Genomic DNA, 18,666 nt, shown 5'->3' with positions numbered 1-18,666 from the left:
CACCTGAGTACTACCTGAGCCAGGAATGAGGAAAAAAGTGCTCATTTGGCGAAAATCTCCAGCAATCGTGGCGCTATCTTGTCCAGCGGGCGAATCTCCACGGCAGCGTCGATGGCTGCGGCCGCCTTTGGCATGCCGTACACCGCACTGCTGCCCTGGTCTTGTGCGATTGTCAGGTAGCCCTGTTGGCGCATGAGTTTAAGCCCCTGGGCGCCATCACGCCCCATGCCGGTGAGTAAAACCCCCACGGCGTCACCGTTCCAGTAACTGGCCACGCTCTCGAAGAACACATCGATGGAGGGCCGGTAGATTTCGTTGACCGGTTCGGCGGTGTAGGCCAGCGTGCCGTTTTTCAGCAAGCGAATATGGTGATTGGTGCCGGCCAGCAATACCGTGCCGCTTTGCGGCGGCTCGCCTTCCTCGGCCAGGCGCACGTTGAGGCCGCTGGCACTGCCGAGCCATTCAGCCATGCCGGCGGCAAACACCTGGTCAACGTGCTGCACCAGCACGATGGCCGGGGAGAAATCACGCGGCAGGCCCTTGAGCAAGACTTCCAGCGCCGCCGGCCCACCGGCGGATGAGCCGATGGCGATCAGGCTCTGGCGTGAACCCGAACTGCGCAACGGTGCCGGCGCCGGGCGCGGGCGATTGCCCTTGTCGCCGATCAGCCAGCCGATGTTCATGATCTTGCGCAACAACGGCGCAGCCGCTTCCTGGGCATTGCCGGCGCCGACGGTCGGGGTGTCGACCACGTCCAGCGCACCGTGGCCCATGGCCTCGAACACCCGGTGCACGTTCTGCTGGCGATCCACGGTGACGATGACAATGGCGCACGGGCTCTCGGCCATGATCCGCCGCGTGGCCTCGACGCCATCCATCACCGGCATGATCAGGTCCATCAGGATCAGGTCCGGCGTGTCCTGCGCGCACAGGCGCACCGCTTCGGCGCCATTGCCGGCGACCCAGACCACCTCGTGTGTCCGCTCGAATGCCAGGGCGCGGCGCAGGGCCTCCACCGCCATGGGCATGTCGTTGACGATCGCAATCCTCATGCACGCGCTCCTCCAATGAGCTCGACCACTGCATCGAGCAAGGCGTCGTCATGAAAACTGGCCTTGGCTAGATAATAGTCGGCACCGGCATCCAGTCCACGGCGCCGGTCCTCCTCACGATCCTTGTAGGACACCACCATCACCGGCAGCGATTGCAGGCGATTGTCCCGACGCAGCAACGTAACCAGTTCGATGCCGTCCATGCGCGGCATATCAATGTCGGTGATCAGCAGATCGAAATCCTCCGAACGCAACGCGTTCCAGCCGTCCATGCCGTCTACCGCAACCGCGACGTCGTACCCGCGATTGAGCAACAGCTTGCGCTGCAACTCTCGCACGGTCAGGGAATCGTCCACCACCAGAATTCGCTTGCGGGCTGCCTCGACCACCTGATTGCTGTGGCGGGCGATGCGTTCCAGGCGCCCGGTGTTGAGCAGTTTTTCCACCGAACGCAGCATGTCTTCGACGTCGACGATCAGCACCACCGAGCCGTCGTCGAGCAGGGCCCCGGCGGAAATGTCCTGCACTTTGCCCAGACGTTCATCCAGCGGCAGCACCACCAATGTCCGCTCCCCGATAAACCGCTCCACGGCCACGCCGTAGATCGCATCGCGCTCGCGAATCACCACGACTTTCAGGGTTTGCCCGCTGTTCTGGCTGGCCGGGCGATGCAGCAACTGGCTGGCCGCCACCAGCCCGACATGCCGGCCTTCGTGCCAGAAATGCTGGCGACCTTCGACCTGCACGATGTCCGCCGGCTCCAGATCACACATGCGCTCAATGTGCGCCAGCGGAAAGGCATAGGCCTCGTCGCCGACTTCCACCACCAGGCTGCGCACCACCGACAGGGTCAACGGCACTTCAAGATGGAAGCGACTGCCCTCGCCCGCCGTCTGCTCCAGCACCACCGCACCGCGCAACTGCCGGACCATGTGCTGCACCGCATCCAGGCCGACCCCACGACCGGACACCTCGGTGACCCTGTCGCGCAGACTGAAACCGGGCAGGAACAGGAACGTCAGCAGTTCTTCCTCGCTCAACTGCGCGGCGGTTTCTGCGGGGGACAGATTTCGTTCAACGATACTGCGACGGACTTTTTCCAGATCCACGCCGTTACCGTCATCGCTCAATTCAAGCACCAGCAAACCGGCCTGATGAGACGCGCGCAGGCGAATCAAACCTTCCGCCGGCTTGCCGGCCAGCAGGCGTTGTTCCGGAAGTTCGATGCCGTGATCGACCGCGTTGCGCAACAGGTGAGTCAGCGGCGCCTCGAGCTTTTCCAGCACGTCGCGATCGACCTGAGTCTTCTCGCCTTCAATCTCCAGTCGCACCTGTTTGCCCAGGTCGCGCCCCAGATCACGGACCATGCGCACCTGCCCGGTCAACACATCGGCAAAGGGCCGCATGCGGCAAGCCAGCGCCGTGTCGTACAACACCTGCGCCCGCTGGCTGGCCTGCCAGGCGAACTCATCGAGTTCAGCGTTCTTTTCCATGAGCAACTGCTGGGATTGCGCGAGCAAGCGCCGCGCATCCTCGAGGGCTTCCTGGGCTTCCAGGCTCAAGGCGTGATCCTTGAGATGAACGTTGAGATTTTCCAGCGCTCGCAGGCTGTTGCTCTGCATGCGCTTGAGTCGCTGCATGGTCGCCAGGTGCGGCTTCAGGCGCTGGGTTTCCACCAGGGATTTGCTCGACAGATCGAGCAGGCTGTTCAGGCGCTCGGCGGTGACGCGCAACACACGTTCGCCATTTTCGGTGGTGCGTTTGGTCTTGCGCGGGGCTGGCGCCGGAGACGGCTCGACGACAGGCGCCGGCGGCTCGACCTCGGGCGCAGGTGCTTCGAGCATGAGCTCGGAAATAATCCGTTCGGCCATGACCGGTTCGGCAGGCACAACCAGCGGCGCTGTCGGATCCAGCAAGCGTGCCATCAAGGATACGTAAGCCTCAATGTCCGAGGCCTGCGGGTTGTTGCCCGGCGTGGCGATGCGCATCAGCAGATCGGTGCCTTGCAGCAACGCATCAATGTGTTCGGGGCGCAGCAACAGGCGCCCTTCCTGGGCACTGACCAGGCAATCCTCCATGACGTGGGCGACGCTGACCCCGGCATCGACGCCCACGATCCGCGCCGCGCCCTTGAGCGAGTGCGCCGCACGCATGCACGATTCAAGCTGATCGGCCAGGGTCGGATCGCGCTCAAGCGCCAGCAGGCCGGCACTCAAGACCTGGGTCTGGGCTTCGGCCTCCAGGCTGAACAGCTCCAGCAAAGAGGCGTCGCGCATTTGCTCGGGGGTCATGTGAGGCTCCGGGTCACGGCGGACAACAGCTGTTCTTCATCCAGCCAACGCAGGCTGCGACCTTTGAATTGCAACACGCCACGAGTGTATTTGGCGCTGGCCTGGGCCCCCGAGCGCGATGCGCTATCGAGGACATGCTCGTCGATGGCGTGAATCCCGTCGACTTCGTCCACCGGCACCACCACCGGCCCGCCGTGGGCCGCGATGATCAGCATGCGCGGCATGACTCGCGCACCCGGTGCCACATTGCCGGTGCCGTCGAGCCCGAGCAGCTCCACCAGCGACAGGCAGGCGACCAGCGCGCCGCGCACATTCGCCACGCCGAGCAAGGCCCGGGAGCGCTGGTGCGGCAAAGAGTGAATCGTCTGCAACGGCGACACTTCCACCAGGCTGCGCGTGGCCAGGCCCAACCACTCTTCCCCCAGACGGAACATCAACAACGAGCGGGTTTTCACCTCGCTCTCGACCCCGACGGACACGGGCCCGCGCTCTTCCTGCTGCAAGGCATAACGATCGAGCAGACGCGTCGCAGCGGCCGAATACACCGCACAATTACGGCAATGAATATGTTCGGCCAGCAACGGGCAGGACTTGTCGCCGTGGATACCGATGCGGTTCCAGCAATCGTCGATGGCCTGGGCATCCCGGGTGACGCTTAAGGTGTCGGAGGCGATCATCGTTTACGCTCACTGTCGGCGGCGCGTGCGCTGCGGGCGGCACGCTCCTGCAATCGTCTGGCACCCGCCGCGTCACCCTGGGCCTGCAGCAAGGCGGCCAGGTGCATCAACGCTTCGGGATGTTGCGGTTCGAGGTACAACGCCTTGCGATAAAAGCCCTGGGCTTCCAGGACATTTCCCGCTACATCACTGAGCAGTCCCAGCCAGTAGAACACCTGGGCTACCGGTTCATGACTGCGCAAATAGCTGTCACACGCGGCCTTTGCCTCGGCGCTTTTGCCTTCGTTGGCCAACCCGGCGATGTTGGCCAGCAGCGCGGCCGTATCGGTGCCAGAGGTTTTCGGCACAGGCGCCAGCGGCACGACACCGGCGAACGGACGGCTGCGCACCGGCGCTGCTGGTCGATTGCGCAACGGTTGCGGCACAGGCAAGGGGGTTGGAACGAATGTCGGCAGGGGTACAGGCTCCGCAGTCCCTTGTCGACTGAAGGCGAAGGACTGCGCGATACCGATCGAGCGCATCCCCAGACGCCCCAGCAGACTGCCTTCGGCCGGGCCGATAAACAGCACGCCGTCATCATGGGTCAGACGCTTGAGCACTTCAAAGACTTGCTTCTGGGTCGGCTGGTCGAAATAGATCAGCAGGTTGCGACAAAACACGAAATCGAATGGCGGCTCACCGGCCAGCAAGGCCGGGTCCAGCAGATTGCCGACCTGCAAGCGCACCTGCTCCTGCACACGCGGGTCCAGGCGATAGCCGTCGCCTTCGGCAATGAAATGGCGGTCGCGAAAGGCGATGTCGTCGCCCCGAAAGGAATTCTTGCCGTACAAGGCTCGCCTGGCTTTATCCACCGACAACGGGCTGACGTCCATGCCGTCGACCTTGAACTGGTGCGGCTTGAGCCCGGCATCGAGCAACGCCATGGCGATTGAGTACGGTTCTTCACCGGTGGAACACGGCAGGCTGAGAATCCGTAGTGCGCGCAGGTTGTTGATTTCAGCCAGACGCTTGCTCGCCAGTTTCGCCAGGGTGGCGAAGGACTCCGGATAGCGGAAGAACCAGGTTTCCGGAACGATCACCGCTTCGATCAACGCCTGTTGCTCGTCCCGTGACCCCTGCAAGGTGCGCCAATATTCATCGGCCGACACGGCTTGCGAAACGATGCTGCGCTGGCGCACCGCTCGCTCGATGATCGCCGGTCCTACCGAGGTCACGTCGAGTCCGATGGTTTCCTTGAGAAAGTCGAAAAAACGCTGGTCGCTGTTCATGGCCGCTCCTGCAGCAGCGCCGGATCCATTGGCGGCGAAGGAAACAACAAGGCGCGCACCTGATCGTTCAGCAGATCACTGACCCGTACCCATTGCAGCAAACCTTGCTCGTCCTTGCGCACCGGCCCCAGGTAAGGCGCCTGGCGATTGTCCAGGCCGTAGGGCTGGAAGTCCGCCGGATCGCAGCGCAAGGTGTCGGTCGCCTGCTCCAGAATCAGCCCGAGCAGTTGTGTCTCGCCGGCTTCATCCGGGCGGTAGTTGACCAACACCAGTCGGGTGCTGGTACGGGCCTGTGCCGGTGCACCAAACGTCAGTGCACTCAAGTCGATCACCGGCACCACGGCGCCCCGATAGGCAAACACCCCGGCGACCCAGGCGGGGGCATGGGCAATGGGCTTTAACGGCAGACGCGGCAGCACTTCAGCCACTTCGACAGCCTTCAAGGCATAGCGCTCGCTGCCGATGCGAAACACCAGAAACAATGCATGCAGCGCCTGCTTCACGGCAGAGCGCTTGGCCGTGATTTCGCTCATCAGACTTTGAATCGCGAAACGCCGCTGCGCAGCCCGACGGCCACCTGGCTCAGTTCATCGATGGCGAAACTGGCCTGGCGCAGAGACTCGACCGTCTGGCTGCTGGCATCACCCAACTGCACCAACGCATGGTTGATCTGCTCGGCACCGGTAGCTTGGGCCTGCATCCCTTCGTTGACCATCAGTACCCGCGGCGCCAGCGCCTGGACCTGATGGATGATCTGCGACAACTGCTCGCCGACCTGCTGCACCTCGGACATGCCGCGACGCACTTCTTCGGAAAACTTGTCCATGCCCATGACCCCGGCCGAGACCGCCGACTGGATCTCGCGCACCATTTGCTCGATGTCGTAGGTGGCCACTGCCGTCTGGTCCGCCAGGCGCCGTACTTCGGTGGCGACCACGGCAAAACCGCGCCCGTACTCACCGGCCTTCTCGGCCTCGATGGCGGCGTTGAGCGACAGCAGGTTGGTCTGGTCGGCCACCTTGACGATGGTCACCACCACCTGATTGATGTTGCCGGCCTTCTCGTTGAGGATCGCCAGCTTGGCATTGACCAGATCGGCCGCGCCCATCACCGAATGCATGGTTTCCTCCATGCGCGCCAGGCCCTGCTGCCCGGAGCCGGCAGCCACGGAAGCCTGATCGGCAGCGGTGGAAACCTCGGTCATGGTGCGTACCAGATCCCGCGAGGTGGCGGCGATTTCACGGGAGGTCGCGCCGATTTCCGTGGTGGTGGCGGCGGTTTCCGTGGCAGTGGCCTGTTGCTGCTTGGAGGTGGCGGCAATCTCGGTGACCGACGTGGTCACCTGCACCGACGAGCGCTGTGCCTGGGACACCAGTGAAGTGAGCTCGGCCATCATGTCGTTGAAACCGGTCTCTACCGCACCGAACTCGTCCTTGCGCTCCAGGTTGAGACGGCGGCTGAGATCGCCCGTACGCATGACTTCGAGGATCTGCACGATACGGTTCATCGGCGCCATGATTGCGCGCATCAACAGCAGGCCGCAGAGACCGGCAGCCAGCACGGCGATCACCAGGGAAATGCCCATGATCACTTTTGCGGTGAGTACCGCATCGTCGATGGCCGCGATATCCCGGTCCGCCACTCCTTTGTTTTCGCTGATGATGTCGTTGAGTTTCATGCGCCCCGCGGTCCAGGCCGGGGTCAATTGTTCGTTGAACAAGCGGATCGCTTCGACGGCCTGATTGCGCTTGTGCAGGTCGAGCACCGCAGCCAGGACTTTGCTGTAGTCGTCGTGAAGCTTTATGAAGGCGGCGTACTCGACCTTGTCTTCATCCGTGGTGACCGTGTCGCTGTAGTTCTTCATCTGCGCTTGCAGACGGGTTTCGAAGGTATTGAAGTTCTCCGCCTGTTCAGCACTCAACCCCTGCCCTTCACTGAATCCAAGAATTTCCTGGGCCCGAAGGTAACTGTCCACCCAGGCGCTGCGAACCATGGAGCTGTAATACAGCCCGGGAAGCGCGTCTTCACGTACGCTCGCTTCACTGCTTTCGATCTTCAGCAACCGCGAATACGAGACGACCACCATCAACAACATGATGGCGATAATGACCGCAAAACTCGCCAAAATGCGTTGGCGCAATGTCCAGTTCTTCACAGTCAATCCTCAGGCCTGATTCGAAATGCGGGGAGTATAGCCGAGGGCGGTGTTTCATTTATAAGACGGATGCACGCCACCTCTCATCCCGTTGAAAAAAGGCGGGATGGGCTCTGGGTGGGACTGTCCGCTAATTGAGGGAAGGGGTGTTAGGGGTGATTGGGTAGAATCGGGCGATGGATCGGCCATTGGGGATGTGGCGCGACTGAAAACGAGGACCTGTGGGAGCTGGCTTGCCAGCGAAGGCGTCGTGTCAGACAACCGATTACTGACTGAATGACCGCCTTCGCTGGCAAGCCAGCTCCCACAATTACATCGAAGCCTGGCGCACCTGCTTCTCCAGTTCAGCCTTCAACCCCGGCTCCAGCTTGAGTTGCCGCGCCAGTTCATCCAGGTAGGACTTCTCCATGAAGTTCTCCTCGTCGACCATCATCACACTCGCGATGTACATCTCGGCGGCGGTCTCCGGCGTGCGCGCGGCACGGGCGACGTCGCTGGGGTCCAGCGGTTTGTTGAGTTCGGCATGCAGCCAGTGTTGCAGCTCCTGGTCATTGTCGAGCTTGATGAACTCGCCCTCGATCAGTGCGCGCTCACGTTCGTCGACATGCCCGTCAGCCTTGGCCGCGGCCACCAGCGCCTTGAGAATCGCCTGGCTGTGCTGCTCGACTTGCGCGGCAGGCAAGCGGTCGAGGGTTTGCGGTTCGGTTTCCGGCGCTGTGCCCTGCTGGGCCTGCCAGTTGCCGTAGGCCTTGTAGGCCAGCACGCCCAACGCGGCAAGGCCGCCGTAGACCGCCACCTTGCCGCCGACCTTGCGGGCCTTCTTGCTGCCGAGCAGCAAGCCCATGGCGCCTGCCGCCAATGCCCCGCCGCTCGCGCCTGAGAGCAAACCACCGAGGGCACCGGTGCCACCGCTCGCGCCCTTTTGCTGTGAGCCACCGGCCTTGTTCTGCAGCAGGTCCTGGCCGGACCTGAGTAGTTGATCGAGCAATCCACGGGTGTTCATTTGCTGCCTCCACAGGACGTTTAACCTGAAACCAAGGGCACCAGCCTAGATCGAAAGTGCCGACGCCCCGTGGGCGAGAGTGCTTCCAGATGTTGCATCGCCAGGCCACCTGGCGCTGACCATCGAAAAAAAAGATATACACTCCAATAAATCGATAAACACAGCCCACCGGGTGCTTCCCCCATGATGACCTTGCGTCAGATCCGCCATTTCATCGCTGTGGCCGAGACCGGTTCGATCTCCGCCGCCGCACAAACCGCGTTCATTTCCCAGTCGACCCTGACCCTGGCCATCCAGCAACTGGAGGAGGAAATCGGCGTCAGCCTGTTCAGCCGCCACGCCAAGGGCATGACCCTGACCCACCAGGGCCATCAATTCCTGCGCCAGGCGCACTTGATCCTGGCCACCGTGGACAACGCCAAGCGCAGCCTGCAACAGAGCACCGACCAGGTCGCCGGGCAATTGATCGTCGGCGTGACCAGCCTGGTGGCCGGTTATTACCTGGCGGACTTGCTCACCCGTTTCCAGCGCGCCTACCCCAACGTGGAAATACGCGTGATGGAAGACGAGCGCCCGTACATCGAGCATTTGCTGGTCAGCGGCGAGATCGATGTCGGCGTGCTGATCCTCTCCAACCTCGAAGACCGTCACGCTCTGCAGACCGAAGTGCTGACCCACTCGCCGCACCGGCTATGGCTGCCGGCCCAGCATCCCTTGCTGGAACACGACAGCATCAACCTCGCCGATGTGGCCCGCGAGCCATTGATTCAATTGAACGTCGACGAAATGGACCGCAACGCCCAACGCATGTGGTCGGCAGCCTCGCTGCAACCGCGCATCACCCTGCGCACGGCCTCGACCGAAGCGGTGCGAAGCCTGGTGGCCGCCGGATTGGGCGTATCCATCCAGCCCGACATGACCTATCGCCCGTGGTCACTGGAGGGCGACATCATCGAAGCACGGCCGATTGCCGACCTCAGCCAGACCCTGGATGTCGGCCTCGCCTGGCGTCGCGGCACGGCGCGGCCGGCGCTGGTGGACCCGTTCCTGACGGTCGCTCGCGAACAACCCCATGGCGGGCGCAAGCCATCTATTTAATCGAACGCCACCTTCAGTATTTAGTATTTGTTGTCCTCGGGCCCGCGAACTAGTCTTGTTACATCTATATAAGACGGCCGGGTCCCAACCACTGGGAACACCATGGCCACACAAGAAAAGAGAACCCGAAAAATGGCCGGCGCGCAGACCCCGTTGTTCACCGCATTGTTGATCGATGGTGAATTAGTCGCCGGTCAAGGCTGCGTCGAGCCGATTCTCAACCCGGCCACCGGCGAAGTCATCACACAGATCGCCGAAGCCAGCACCGAGCAAGTCGAAGCCGCGATCCTCGCCGCCCACCGCGCCTTTGCCGGTTGGTCACGGACCACGCCACAGCAACGTTCGAACCTGTTGCTGGACATCGCCAACGCCATCGAAAAAAACGCCGACCTGCTGGCCCGCCTCGAATCCATGAACTGCGGCAAGCCGCTGCACCTGGCCCGTCAGGATGACCTGAGTGCCACGGTCGACGTGTTCCGCTTCTTCGCCGGCGCCGTGCGATGCCAGACCGGCCAGCTCAGCGGCGAATACCTGCCGGGCTACACCAGCATGGTGCGCCGCGATCCTATCGGGGTGGTGGCATCGATTGCGCCGTGGAACTACCCGATCATGATGGCCGCGTGGAAAATCGCCCCGGCCCTCGCCGCCGGCAACACCCTGGTGTTCAAGCCGTCGGAACATACGCCGCTGTCGATCCTGGCCCTGGCACCCGCGCTGGCCGAGATCCTGCCACGGGGTGTGATCAACATCGTTTGCGGGGGTGGCGAAGGCGTCGGCAGCCACCTGGTGAGCCACCCTAAAGTGCGCATGGTGTCGCTGACCGGCGATATCGTCACCGGGCAGAAAATCCTCCAGGCCGCATCGAAAACCCTCAAGCGTACCCACCTCGAACTCGGCGGCAAGGCTCCGGTGATCGTCTGCAACGATGCCGACATTCAGGCCGTGGTCGAAGGTGTGCGCACCTACGGCTACTACAACGCCGGCCAGGATTGCACCGCCGCTTGCCGCATTTATGCCCAGGCCGGGATTCACGACCGTCTGGTGGCCGAGCTCGGCGCGGCCGTCAGCAGCCTGCGCTTCGCCGGCAAACGCGACGCCGACAACGAAATCGGCCCGCTGATCAGCACCCGCCAGCGCGACCGCGTGGCCAGCTTTGTCGAACGCGCCCTCGGCCAGCCACACATCGAGCGGGTGACCGGCGCGGCCGTGCATTCCGGCGCCGGCTTCTATTACCAGCCGACCCTGTTGGCCGGCTGCAAGCAAAGCGATGAGATCGTGCAGCGCGAAGTGTTCGGACCGGTGGTCACCGTGACCCGTTTCGATGAACTGGAACAAGCGGTGGACTGGGCCAACGATTCGGAATACGGCCTGGCGTCGTCGGTCTGGACCCAGAACCTCGACAAGGCCATGCAGGTCGCGGCGCGCCTGCAGTACGGCTGCACCTGGATCAACAGCCATTTCATGCTGGTCAGCGAAATGCCCCATGGCGGCCTGAAGCGTTCGGGCTACGGCAAGGACCTGTCCAGCGATTCGCTTCAGGACTACAGCGTGGTGCGGCACATCATGGCCCGCCATGGCGAGCATCTCTGACTACGCTAATAACAAGCCACCAACGGCATGCTTCACCACGTTCAAAACACTGCCCCGACCATAATTAAAGTAGAGGGAATTCCCATGTTCGTGCACAAGACCGCACTGCTCAGTGCAATCACCACCGCGCTGCTGGCCAGTGCCAGCCTCCAGGCCGCCGAGCCGCTCAAAGCTGTCGGGGCTGGCGAGGGCCAACTGGATATTGTGGCCTGGCCTGGCTACATCGAACGTGGCGAGAGCGACAAGGCCTACGACTGGGTGACCGGTTTCGAGAAGGAAACCGGCTGCAAGGTCAACGTCAAGACCGCGGCCACTTCCGATGAAATGGTCAGCCTGATGGCCAAGGGTGGTTACGATCTGGTGACGGCGTCAGGCGACGCCTCCCTGCGCCTGATCGTCGGCAAGCGTGTGCAGCCGATCAACACCGCGTTGATCCCGAACTGGAAAAACCTCGACCCACGCCTCAAGGATGCACCCTGGTACGTGGTCAACAAGCAGACCTACGGCACCCCGTATCAGTGGGGCCCGAACGTGCTGATGTACAACACCAACGTGTTCAAGACCGCGCCGACCACCTGGGGCGTGCTGTTCAATGCCGAAAACCTGCCGGACGGCAAGCCGAACAAGGGTCGCGTGCAAGCCTATGACGGCCCGATCTACATCGCCGACGCGGCGCTGTACCTCAAGACCGCCAAACCGGAACTGGGCATCCAGAGCCCGTACGAACTGACCGAAGCCCAGTACAAGGCCGTGCTCGACCTGCTGCGCGCCCAGCAGCCGTTGATCCACCGCTACTGGCACGACACCACCGTGCAAATGAGTGACTTCAAGAACGAAGGCGTGGTCGCCTCCGGCGCGTGGCCGTATCAGGTCAACGGCCTGATGAACGAGAAACAGCCAATCGCCTCGACCATCCCGAAAGAAGGCGCCACCGGTTGGGCCGACACCACCATGATGCACACCGAGGCCAAGCACCCGAACTGCGCCTACAAATGGATGGACTGGTCGCTGCAGCCGAAAGTCCAGGGCGACGTAGCGGCGTGGTTCGGCTCGTTGCCAGCGGTCCCGGCGGCGTGCAAGGAGAGCGAACTGCTCGGCGCCGAAGGCTGCAAGACCAACGGTTTCGACCAGTTCGACAAGATCGCCTTCTGGAAAACCCCGCAGGCTGAAGGCGGCAAGTTCGTGCCGTACAGCCGTTGGACCCAGGACTACATCGCGATCATGGGCGGCCGTTAAGCCCTCTTCTCAAGATCAAAAGATCGCAGCCTGCGGCAGCTCCTACAGCGACCGCAGGCGCCGAAGATCCGAAGCCTTCTGCAAATCCTGTAGGAGCTGCCGAAGGCTGCGATCTTTTCGATGCCACAACTGATTCAAATTTTTAGAAAACGCGCCTTTTTGGAGCACCGCACCATGACGCTTGCAGTCCAGTTCACCAACGTTTCCCGTCAATTCGGCGAAGTGAAAGCCGTAGACCGGGTTTCCATCGACATCCAGGACGGCGAGTTCTTCTCCATGCTGGGGCCTTCCGGCTCGGGCAAGACCACCTGTTTGCGCCTGATTGCCGGTTTTGAACAACCGAGCGCAGGCTCCATCCGTATTCATGGCGAAGAGGCCGCCGGCCTGCCGCCGTACCAGCGTGACGTGAACACCGTGTTCCAGGATTACGCGCTGTTCCCGCACATGAACGTTCGCGACAACGTCGCCTACGGTTTGAAAGTCAAAGGCGTGGGCAAGACCGAACGCCTGAAACGCGCCGAAGAAGCACTCGATATGGTGGCCCTCGGCGGCTATGGCGACCGCAAGCCGGTGCAGCTCTCCGGCGGTCAGCGCCAGCGTGTGGCCCTGGCCCGCGCCCTGGTCAACCGTCCTCGCGTACTGTTGCTCGACGAACCACTCGGCGCACTCGACCTGAAACTGCGCGAGCAAATGCAGAGCGAGCTGAAAAAACTGCAGCGCCAGCTCGGCATCACCTTCATCTTCGTCACCCACGACCAGACCGAAGCACTGTCGATGTCCGACCGCGTGGCGGTGTTCAACAAGGGCCGCATCGAACAAGTCGACAGCCCGCGCAACCTGTACATGAAACCGGCCACCACCTTCGTCGCCGAATTCGTCGGCACCTCCAACGTGATCCGCGGTGATCTGGCGAAGCAAATCAGTGGCAATCCGCAGCCGTTCTCGATTCGCCCGGAACACGTGCGTTTCGCCGAAGGCCCGCTGGCCAGCCACGAAATCGAAGTCACCGGCTTGCTCCACGACATACAGTACCAGGGCAGCGCCACCCGCTATGAACTGAAACTGGAAAACGGCCAGACCTTGAACATCAGTAAGGCCAACAACCAGTGGCTGGACACCAGTGCGCAACACCAGACCGGTCAGCGCATCAGCGCACGTTGGGCACGCGAAGCCATGATCCCGTTGCACGACACCGTTGCAGGCGGGGTGTGAGATGAACACCGTAGCTATCCCTCAATCTCCGGCCAGCGGCTCGCTGCTGCGCAGGTTTTCCAACCTGCTGTATCGCCGGCCGAATTTTTACCTGTCGCTACTGCTGGTACCGCCGCTGCTGTGGTTCGGCGCGATCTACCTGGGCTCATTGCTGGTGCTGCTGTGGCAAGGTTTCTACACCTTCGATGACTTCACCATGGCGGTCACCCCCGACCTGACCCTGGCGAACTTCACCGCGCTGTTCCAGCCGTCGAACTTCGACATCATCCTGCGCACCCTGGGCATGGCGATTGTCGTGTCGATTGCCAGCGCCATCGTCGCGTTCCCGATTGCCTACTACATGGCGCGCTACACCACGGGCAAGACCAAGGCGTTTTTCTACATCGCGGTGATGATGCCGATGTGGGCCAGTTACATCGTCAAGGCCTACGCCTGGACCTTGCTGCTGGCCAAGGGTGGCGTGGCGCAGTGGTTCGTGCAGCACCTGGGGCTGGAACCGGTCCTGCAATTCGTACTGGGCATTCCGGGCGTTGGCGGCAGCACCTTGTCGACCTCGCACCTGGGACGCTTCATGGTGTTCGTCTACATCTGGCTGCCGTTCATGATCCTGCCGATCCAGGCTTCGCTGGAACGCCTGCCGCCCTCGCTGCTGCAAGCCTCCGCCGACCTCGGGGCCAAGCCGCGCCAGACCTTCATGCAAGTGATTCTGCCGCTGTCGATCCCGGGCATTGCCGCCGGTTCGATCTTCACCTTCTCGCTGACCCTGGGCGACTTCATCGTGCCGCAACTGGTCGGCCCGCCCGGCTACTTCGTCGGCAGCATGGTCTACGCCCAGCAAGGCGCCATCGGCAACATGCCCATGGCTGCCGCGTTCACCCTGGTGCCGATCGTGCTGATCGCCATCTACCTGTCCATCGTCAAACGTCTGGGGGCCTTCGATGCACTCTGAAAAAGCCTCATTAGGCCTGCGCATTGCCGCCTGGGGCGGATTGGTGTTCCTGCACTTCCCGATCCTGATCATCTTCCTGTACGCCTTCAACACCGAAGACGCGGCGTTCAGCTTTCCGCCCAAGGGCTTCACCCTGAAGTGGATCGGCGTGGCGTTCTCCCGGCCGGACGTGCTCGAGGCCATCAAGCTGTCGTTGCAGATCGCCTCGATTGCCACATTGATCGCCATGGTCCTCGGCACGCTGGCTTCGGCGGCGCTGTACCGCCGGGACTTCTTCGGCAAGCAAGGCATCTCGCTGATGCTGATCCTGCCGATCGCCCTGCCGGGGATCATCACCGGGATCGCGTTGCTGGCGACCTTCAAGACACTGGGCATCGAGCCGGGGATGTTCACCATCATCGTCGGCCACGCGACCTTCTGCGTGGTGATCGTCTACAACAACGTCATCGCCCGCTTGCGCCGTACGTCCCACAGCTTGATCGAGGCCTCGATGGACCTCGGCGCCGACGGCTGGCAGACCTTCCGCTACATCATCCTGCCGAACCTCGGCTCGGCGTTGCTGGCCGGCGGCATGCTGGCGTTTGCCCTGTCGTTCGACGAAATCATCGTCACCACCTTCACCGCCGGCCATGAACGCACCCTGCCGCTGTGGCTGCTGAACCAGCTCAGCCGCCCACGAGACGTGCCGGTGACCAACGTCGTGGCGATGCTGGTGATGATCGTGACCATGCTGCCGATCCTCGGCGCCTATTACCTGACCCGTGGCGGCGAAAGCGTTGCGGGCAGTGGCGGGAAATAACCGAATAACCCACAACAATCCCCCTGTAGGAGCTGCCGCAGGCTGCGATCTTTTGATCTTGTTTTTGAAAAGAAAAGTCAAAAGATCGCAGCCTTCGGCAGCTCCTACAGGGGCCGGTTTCCACAGAAAAACAAGAACAGCTTGTAAGAGGACAATGCCATGCAAACCAAACTCTTGATCAACGGCCAACTGCAAGACGGTGAAGGCCCCGCCCAACCGGTGTTCAACCCGGCACTGGGCCGTGTACTGGTGGAAATCAACGAAGCCAGCGAAGCCCAGGTCGATGCCGCCGTGCGCGCCGCCGACGCCGCGTTCGACAGCTGGTCGCAGACCCCGCCGAAAGAGCGTTCGTTGCTGCTGCTCAAACTCGCCGATGCCATCGAGGCCCACGGCGAAGAGCTGGCCAAACTGGAATCGGACAACTGCGGCAAGCCTTACAGCGCCGCGCTGAACGACGAGATCCCGGCGATTGCCGACGTGTTCCGTTTCTTCGCCGGCGCCAGCCGTTGCATGAGCGGTTCGGCCGGTGGCGAATACCTGCCCGGCCACACCTCAATGATCCGCCGCGACCCGGTGGGCGTGATCGCCTCCATCGCGCCGTGGAACTATCCGCTGATGATGGTCGCCTGGAAAATCGCCCCGGCCCTGGCCGCCGGCAATACCGTGGTGCTCAAGCCGTCGGAACAGACCCCGCTGACCGCCCTGCGCCTGGCCGAACTGGCGGCCGACATCTTCCCGGCCGGCGTGCTCAACCTGGTGTTCGGCCGTGGTCCTAGCGTCGGCAGCCCGCTGGTCACCCACCCGAAAGTGCGCATGGTGTCGCTGACCGGTTCGATCGCCACCGGCTCGAACATCATTTCCAGCACCGCCGACAGCGTCAAACGCATGCACATGGAACTGGGCGGCAAGGCCCCGGTGATCATCTTCGACGACGCCGACATCGACGCCGCCGTCGAAGGCATCCGCACCTTCGGTTTCTACAATGCCGGCCAGGACTGCACCGCCGCCTGCCGCATCTACGCGCAGGCAGGCATCTACGAGAAATTCGTCGAGAAACTCGGCGCCGCCGTCAGCAGCATCAAGTACGGCTTGCAGGACGATCCGTCGACCGAACTCGGCCCGCTGATCACCGCACAACATCGCGACCGCGTGGCCAGCTTCGTCGAACGCGCCATCGCCCAGCCGCACATTCGCCTGATCACTGGCGGCAAGGCTGTCGAGGGCAATGGCTTCTTCTTCGAACCGACCGTGCTGGCCGATGCCCAGCAGGACGACGAGATCGTCCGTCGCGAAGTGTTCGGGCCGGTGGTGTCGGTGACCAAATTCAGCGATGAAGCGCAGGTGCTGGGCTGGGCCAACGATTCGGACTACGGCCTGGCCTCCTCCGTGTGGACCGCCGATGTCGGCCGCGCCCATCGGATGTCGGCGCGCTTGCAGTACGGCTGCACCTGGGTCAACACGCACTTCATGCTGGTCAGCGAAATGCCCCATGGCGGGCAGAAGTTGTCCGGGTATGGCAAGGACATGTCGATGTATGGGTTGGAGGATTACACCGTTGTGCGGCATGTGATGTTCAAGCATTAACAGCGAAAAGATCGCAGCCTGCGGCAGCTCCTACAAAGAGCGCCGTACACCCTGTAGGAGCTGCCGCAGGCTGCGATCTTTTCAGCAGACACAAGGATGATGTCGGCGATTTACATCAAGGATTCACCGCAACACCAAAAAACAATAACCACCGATCCTGGCGGTGCCCTCAAGGCCCCGCCACGGTTTCGGACATCCGAAATCTGCCGATTTTCCGGAGCAATCACACATGAGTGCATCACCCGATCTCTCTGCAGTCCTTGCCGACAGCGATGCCGAGCAACTGCGCAAACTGGGTTACACCTCCAACTTCAATCGCAGCATGAGCCTGTGGGAAAACTTCGCCCTGGGCTTCACCTACCTGTCCCCGGTCGTCGGGGTTTATACCCTGTTCGGCCTGTGCCTGGCCGCGGGCGGGCCACCGATGTTCTGGGCTTATCTGCTGGTCGGTTGCGGCCAGTTGCTGGTGTGCCTGATCTTCGGCGAAGTGGTTTCGCAGTTCCCGATTTCCGGCGGCGTGTACCCATGGGCCCGCCGTCTGGTGGGCAAGCGCTGGGCGTGGATGGTCGGCTGGATCTACTCCATCGCCCTGTGCGTGACCATCGCGGCGGTTGCCGTGGGTGCCGGCCCGTACCTGGCCGCGATGATGGGTTTTGAACCGAACAACAACACCAACATTGTCATTGCCTTGGTGCTGACGCTGTTCGCCACCCTGGTCAACCTCAGCGGCACCAAAGTGCTGGCGCGCATCGCCATGTTCGGTTTCCTGTGCGAACTGGTCGGTGCAGTCATCGTGGGCGTTTACCTGCTGATCTTCGAGCGTCATCAATCGATCAGCGTGCTGTTCAACACCTTCGATATCAGCGTCGACGGCTCGTACCTGCCGGCCTTCCTCACCGCTTCACTGGCGGGGATGTTCCTGTACTACGGTTTCGAGGCCTGCGGCGACGTGGCCGAAGAAACCCCGAACCCGAGCAAGCAGATCCCGGTGGCGATGCGCATGACCATCTACATCGGCGGCATCGCGGCGATGTTCGCCTGCCTGGCGCTGATCCTGGCCGTGCCGGACATGCAAGCGGTGATCAATGGCACCGACAAGGACCCGGTCAGCACCATCCTCAACAACGCGTTCGGGCCGGTAGGTTCGAAAGTGGTGATGGGCGTGGTGATGATTTCCTTCATCTCCTGCGTCATCAGTCTGCAAGCGGCGGCCAGTCGCCTGCTGTATTCCTACGCCCGTGACGAAATGGTCATCGGCAGCCGACTGCTGAAGAAGATTTCCCCTACGACGCAGGTTCCGGTTGCCGCACTGTTCGTCTCCGGTGTCCTGCCGGCGCTGATCATCATCCTCGGTTTCTTCCTGCAGGATGCGGTCGCCACCATCGTCAGCTTCGCGGCCATCGGCATCTACCTGGCGTTCCAGATGATCGTGCTCGCGGCCCTGTACGCCCGCATGAAGGGCTGGAAACCAAGCGGCAAATTCACCCTCGGCGCCTGGGGCTGGGCGGTGAACATCGGCGCACTGGTCTATGGTGTCGGGGCCATTATCAACATGGCCTGGCCACGGACACCGGATGCCGCGTGGTACATCAACTACGCCATGGTACTGAGCACGGCCATCGTGATTGGCCTGGGCCTGCTCTACATGTGGATCGCCAAGCCGTATGACCACGGCACCGCCCCGGCGGGCGATGCGTGGAAAGTCAGCCGGTAACGGCATTCGCCCCGGTGCCGTTGTGGTGCCGGGGCGAT

General features: G+C 62.3%; 15 protein-coding genes. 8 read left to right on the top strand and 7 right to left on the bottom strand.

Features of this window, described 5'->3' with window-relative positions:
• Nucleotides 1-41: 41 nt before the first annotated feature.
• The 7 genes from C9422_RS20835 to C9422_RS20805 all read right to left on the bottom strand — a co-directional run bounded on the left by C9422_RS20835 (nt 42) and on the right by C9422_RS20805 (nt 8,446).
• Nucleotides 42-1,052: a chemotaxis response regulator protein-glutamate methylesterase gene (locus tag C9422_RS20835; RefSeq protein WP_116581974.1), complete on the bottom strand. Its 1,011-nt coding sequence runs from the start codon at nt 1,050-1,052 to the stop codon at nt 42-44.
• Nucleotides 1,049-3,343 carry a hybrid sensor histidine kinase/response regulator gene (locus C9422_RS20830; protein WP_116581973.1) on the bottom strand — a complete coding sequence of 765 codons (2,295 nt, stop codon included), beginning with the start codon at nt 3,341-3,343 and terminating at the stop codon, nt 1,049-1,051. Before C9422_RS20830 ends, C9422_RS20835 begins: the two co-directional genes overlap by 4 nt.
• Complete coding sequence (locus C9422_RS20825) at nt 3,340-4,020, bottom strand: chemotaxis protein CheW (RefSeq protein WP_116581972.1); 681 nt, start codon at nt 4,018-4,020, stop codon at nt 3,340-3,342. The genes C9422_RS20830 and C9422_RS20825 overlap by 4 nt, the downstream gene beginning before the upstream one ends.
• Nucleotides 4,017-5,288 (bottom strand): protein-glutamate O-methyltransferase CheR, encoded by a 1,272-nt coding sequence (locus C9422_RS20820; RefSeq protein ID WP_116581971.1) that lies wholly within the window; start codon nt 5,286-5,288, stop codon nt 4,017-4,019. Before C9422_RS20820 ends, C9422_RS20825 begins: the two co-directional genes overlap by 4 nt.
• Entirely contained in the window at nt 5,285-5,821 is a 537-nt protein-coding gene (locus C9422_RS20815) for a chemotaxis protein CheW (RefSeq protein WP_116581970.1), read from the bottom strand. The genes C9422_RS20820 and C9422_RS20815 overlap by 4 nt, the downstream gene beginning before the upstream one ends.
• Nucleotides 5,821-7,443: a methyl-accepting chemotaxis protein gene (locus C9422_RS20810; protein WP_116581969.1), complete on the bottom strand. Its 1,623-nt coding sequence runs from the start codon at nt 7,441-7,443 to the stop codon at nt 5,821-5,823. Before C9422_RS20810 ends, C9422_RS20815 begins: the two co-directional genes overlap by 1 nt.
• A gap of 310 nt (nt 7,444-7,753) precedes the next feature.
• Nucleotides 7,754-8,446, bottom strand: a complete 693-nt coding sequence (locus C9422_RS20805; RefSeq protein ID WP_116581968.1) for a tellurite resistance TerB family protein — start codon at nt 8,444-8,446, stop codon at nt 7,754-7,756.
• 183 nt (nt 8,447-8,629) lie between these two features.
• Here C9422_RS20805 and C9422_RS20800 point away from each other — a divergent pair, with 183 nt between their 5' ends.
• The 8 genes from C9422_RS20800 to C9422_RS20760 all read left to right on the top strand — a co-directional run bounded on the left by C9422_RS20800 (nt 8,630) and on the right by C9422_RS20760 (nt 18,628).
• Entirely contained in the window at nt 8,630-9,544 is a 915-nt protein-coding gene (locus C9422_RS20800; protein WP_007975056.1) for a LysR family transcriptional regulator, read from the top strand.
• Between the two features lie 102 nt (nt 9,545-9,646).
• Entirely contained in the window at nt 9,647-11,134 is a 1,488-nt protein-coding gene (locus tag C9422_RS20795) for a gamma-aminobutyraldehyde dehydrogenase (protein ID WP_116581967.1), read from the top strand.
• Nucleotides 11,135-11,218: 84 nt separating this feature from the next.
• Nucleotides 11,219-12,370 carry a putative ABC transporter substrate-binding protein YdcS gene (ydcS, locus tag C9422_RS20790; protein ID WP_116581966.1) on the top strand — a complete coding sequence of 384 codons (1,152 nt, stop codon included), beginning with the start codon at nt 11,219-11,221 and terminating at the stop codon, nt 12,368-12,370.
• A gap of 174 nt (nt 12,371-12,544) precedes the next feature.
• The gene (locus tag C9422_RS20785) at nt 12,545-13,582 is read left to right on the top strand and encodes an ABC transporter ATP-binding protein (protein WP_007975061.1); all 1,038 of its coding nucleotides are present in this window, start codon (nt 12,545-12,547) and stop codon (nt 13,580-13,582) included.
• Between the two features lies 1 nt (nt 13,583).
• Complete coding sequence (locus tag C9422_RS20780) at nt 13,584-14,531, top strand: ABC transporter permease (RefSeq protein WP_007975063.1); 948 nt, start codon at nt 13,584-13,586, stop codon at nt 14,529-14,531.
• Nucleotides 14,521-15,330, top strand: a complete 810-nt coding sequence (locus C9422_RS20775) for an ABC transporter permease (protein ID WP_102699051.1) — start codon at nt 14,521-14,523, stop codon at nt 15,328-15,330. The genes C9422_RS20780 and C9422_RS20775 overlap by 11 nt, the downstream gene beginning before the upstream one ends.
• 159 nt (nt 15,331-15,489) lie before the next feature.
• Complete coding sequence (locus C9422_RS20765) at nt 15,490-16,914, top strand: gamma-aminobutyraldehyde dehydrogenase (protein ID WP_116581965.1); 1,425 nt, start codon at nt 15,490-15,492, stop codon at nt 16,912-16,914.
• A 229-nt stretch (nt 16,915-17,143) separates the two neighbouring features.
• Entirely contained in the window at nt 17,144-18,628 is a 1,485-nt protein-coding gene (locus tag C9422_RS20760) for an APC family permease (protein WP_116581964.1), read from the top strand.
• Nucleotides 18,629-18,666: the final 38 nt, after the last annotated feature.

The sequence above is a fragment of the Pseudomonas sp. B1(2018) genome, from assembly GCF_003097365.1.
In the GTDB taxonomy this organism is placed as follows: domain Bacteria; phylum Pseudomonadota; class Gammaproteobacteria; order Pseudomonadales; family Pseudomonadaceae; genus Aquipseudomonas; species Aquipseudomonas laurylsulfatiphila.
The sequence above is the reverse complement of the archived record's forward strand: the minus strand, read 5'-3'. Positions and strand labels throughout refer to the sequence as shown.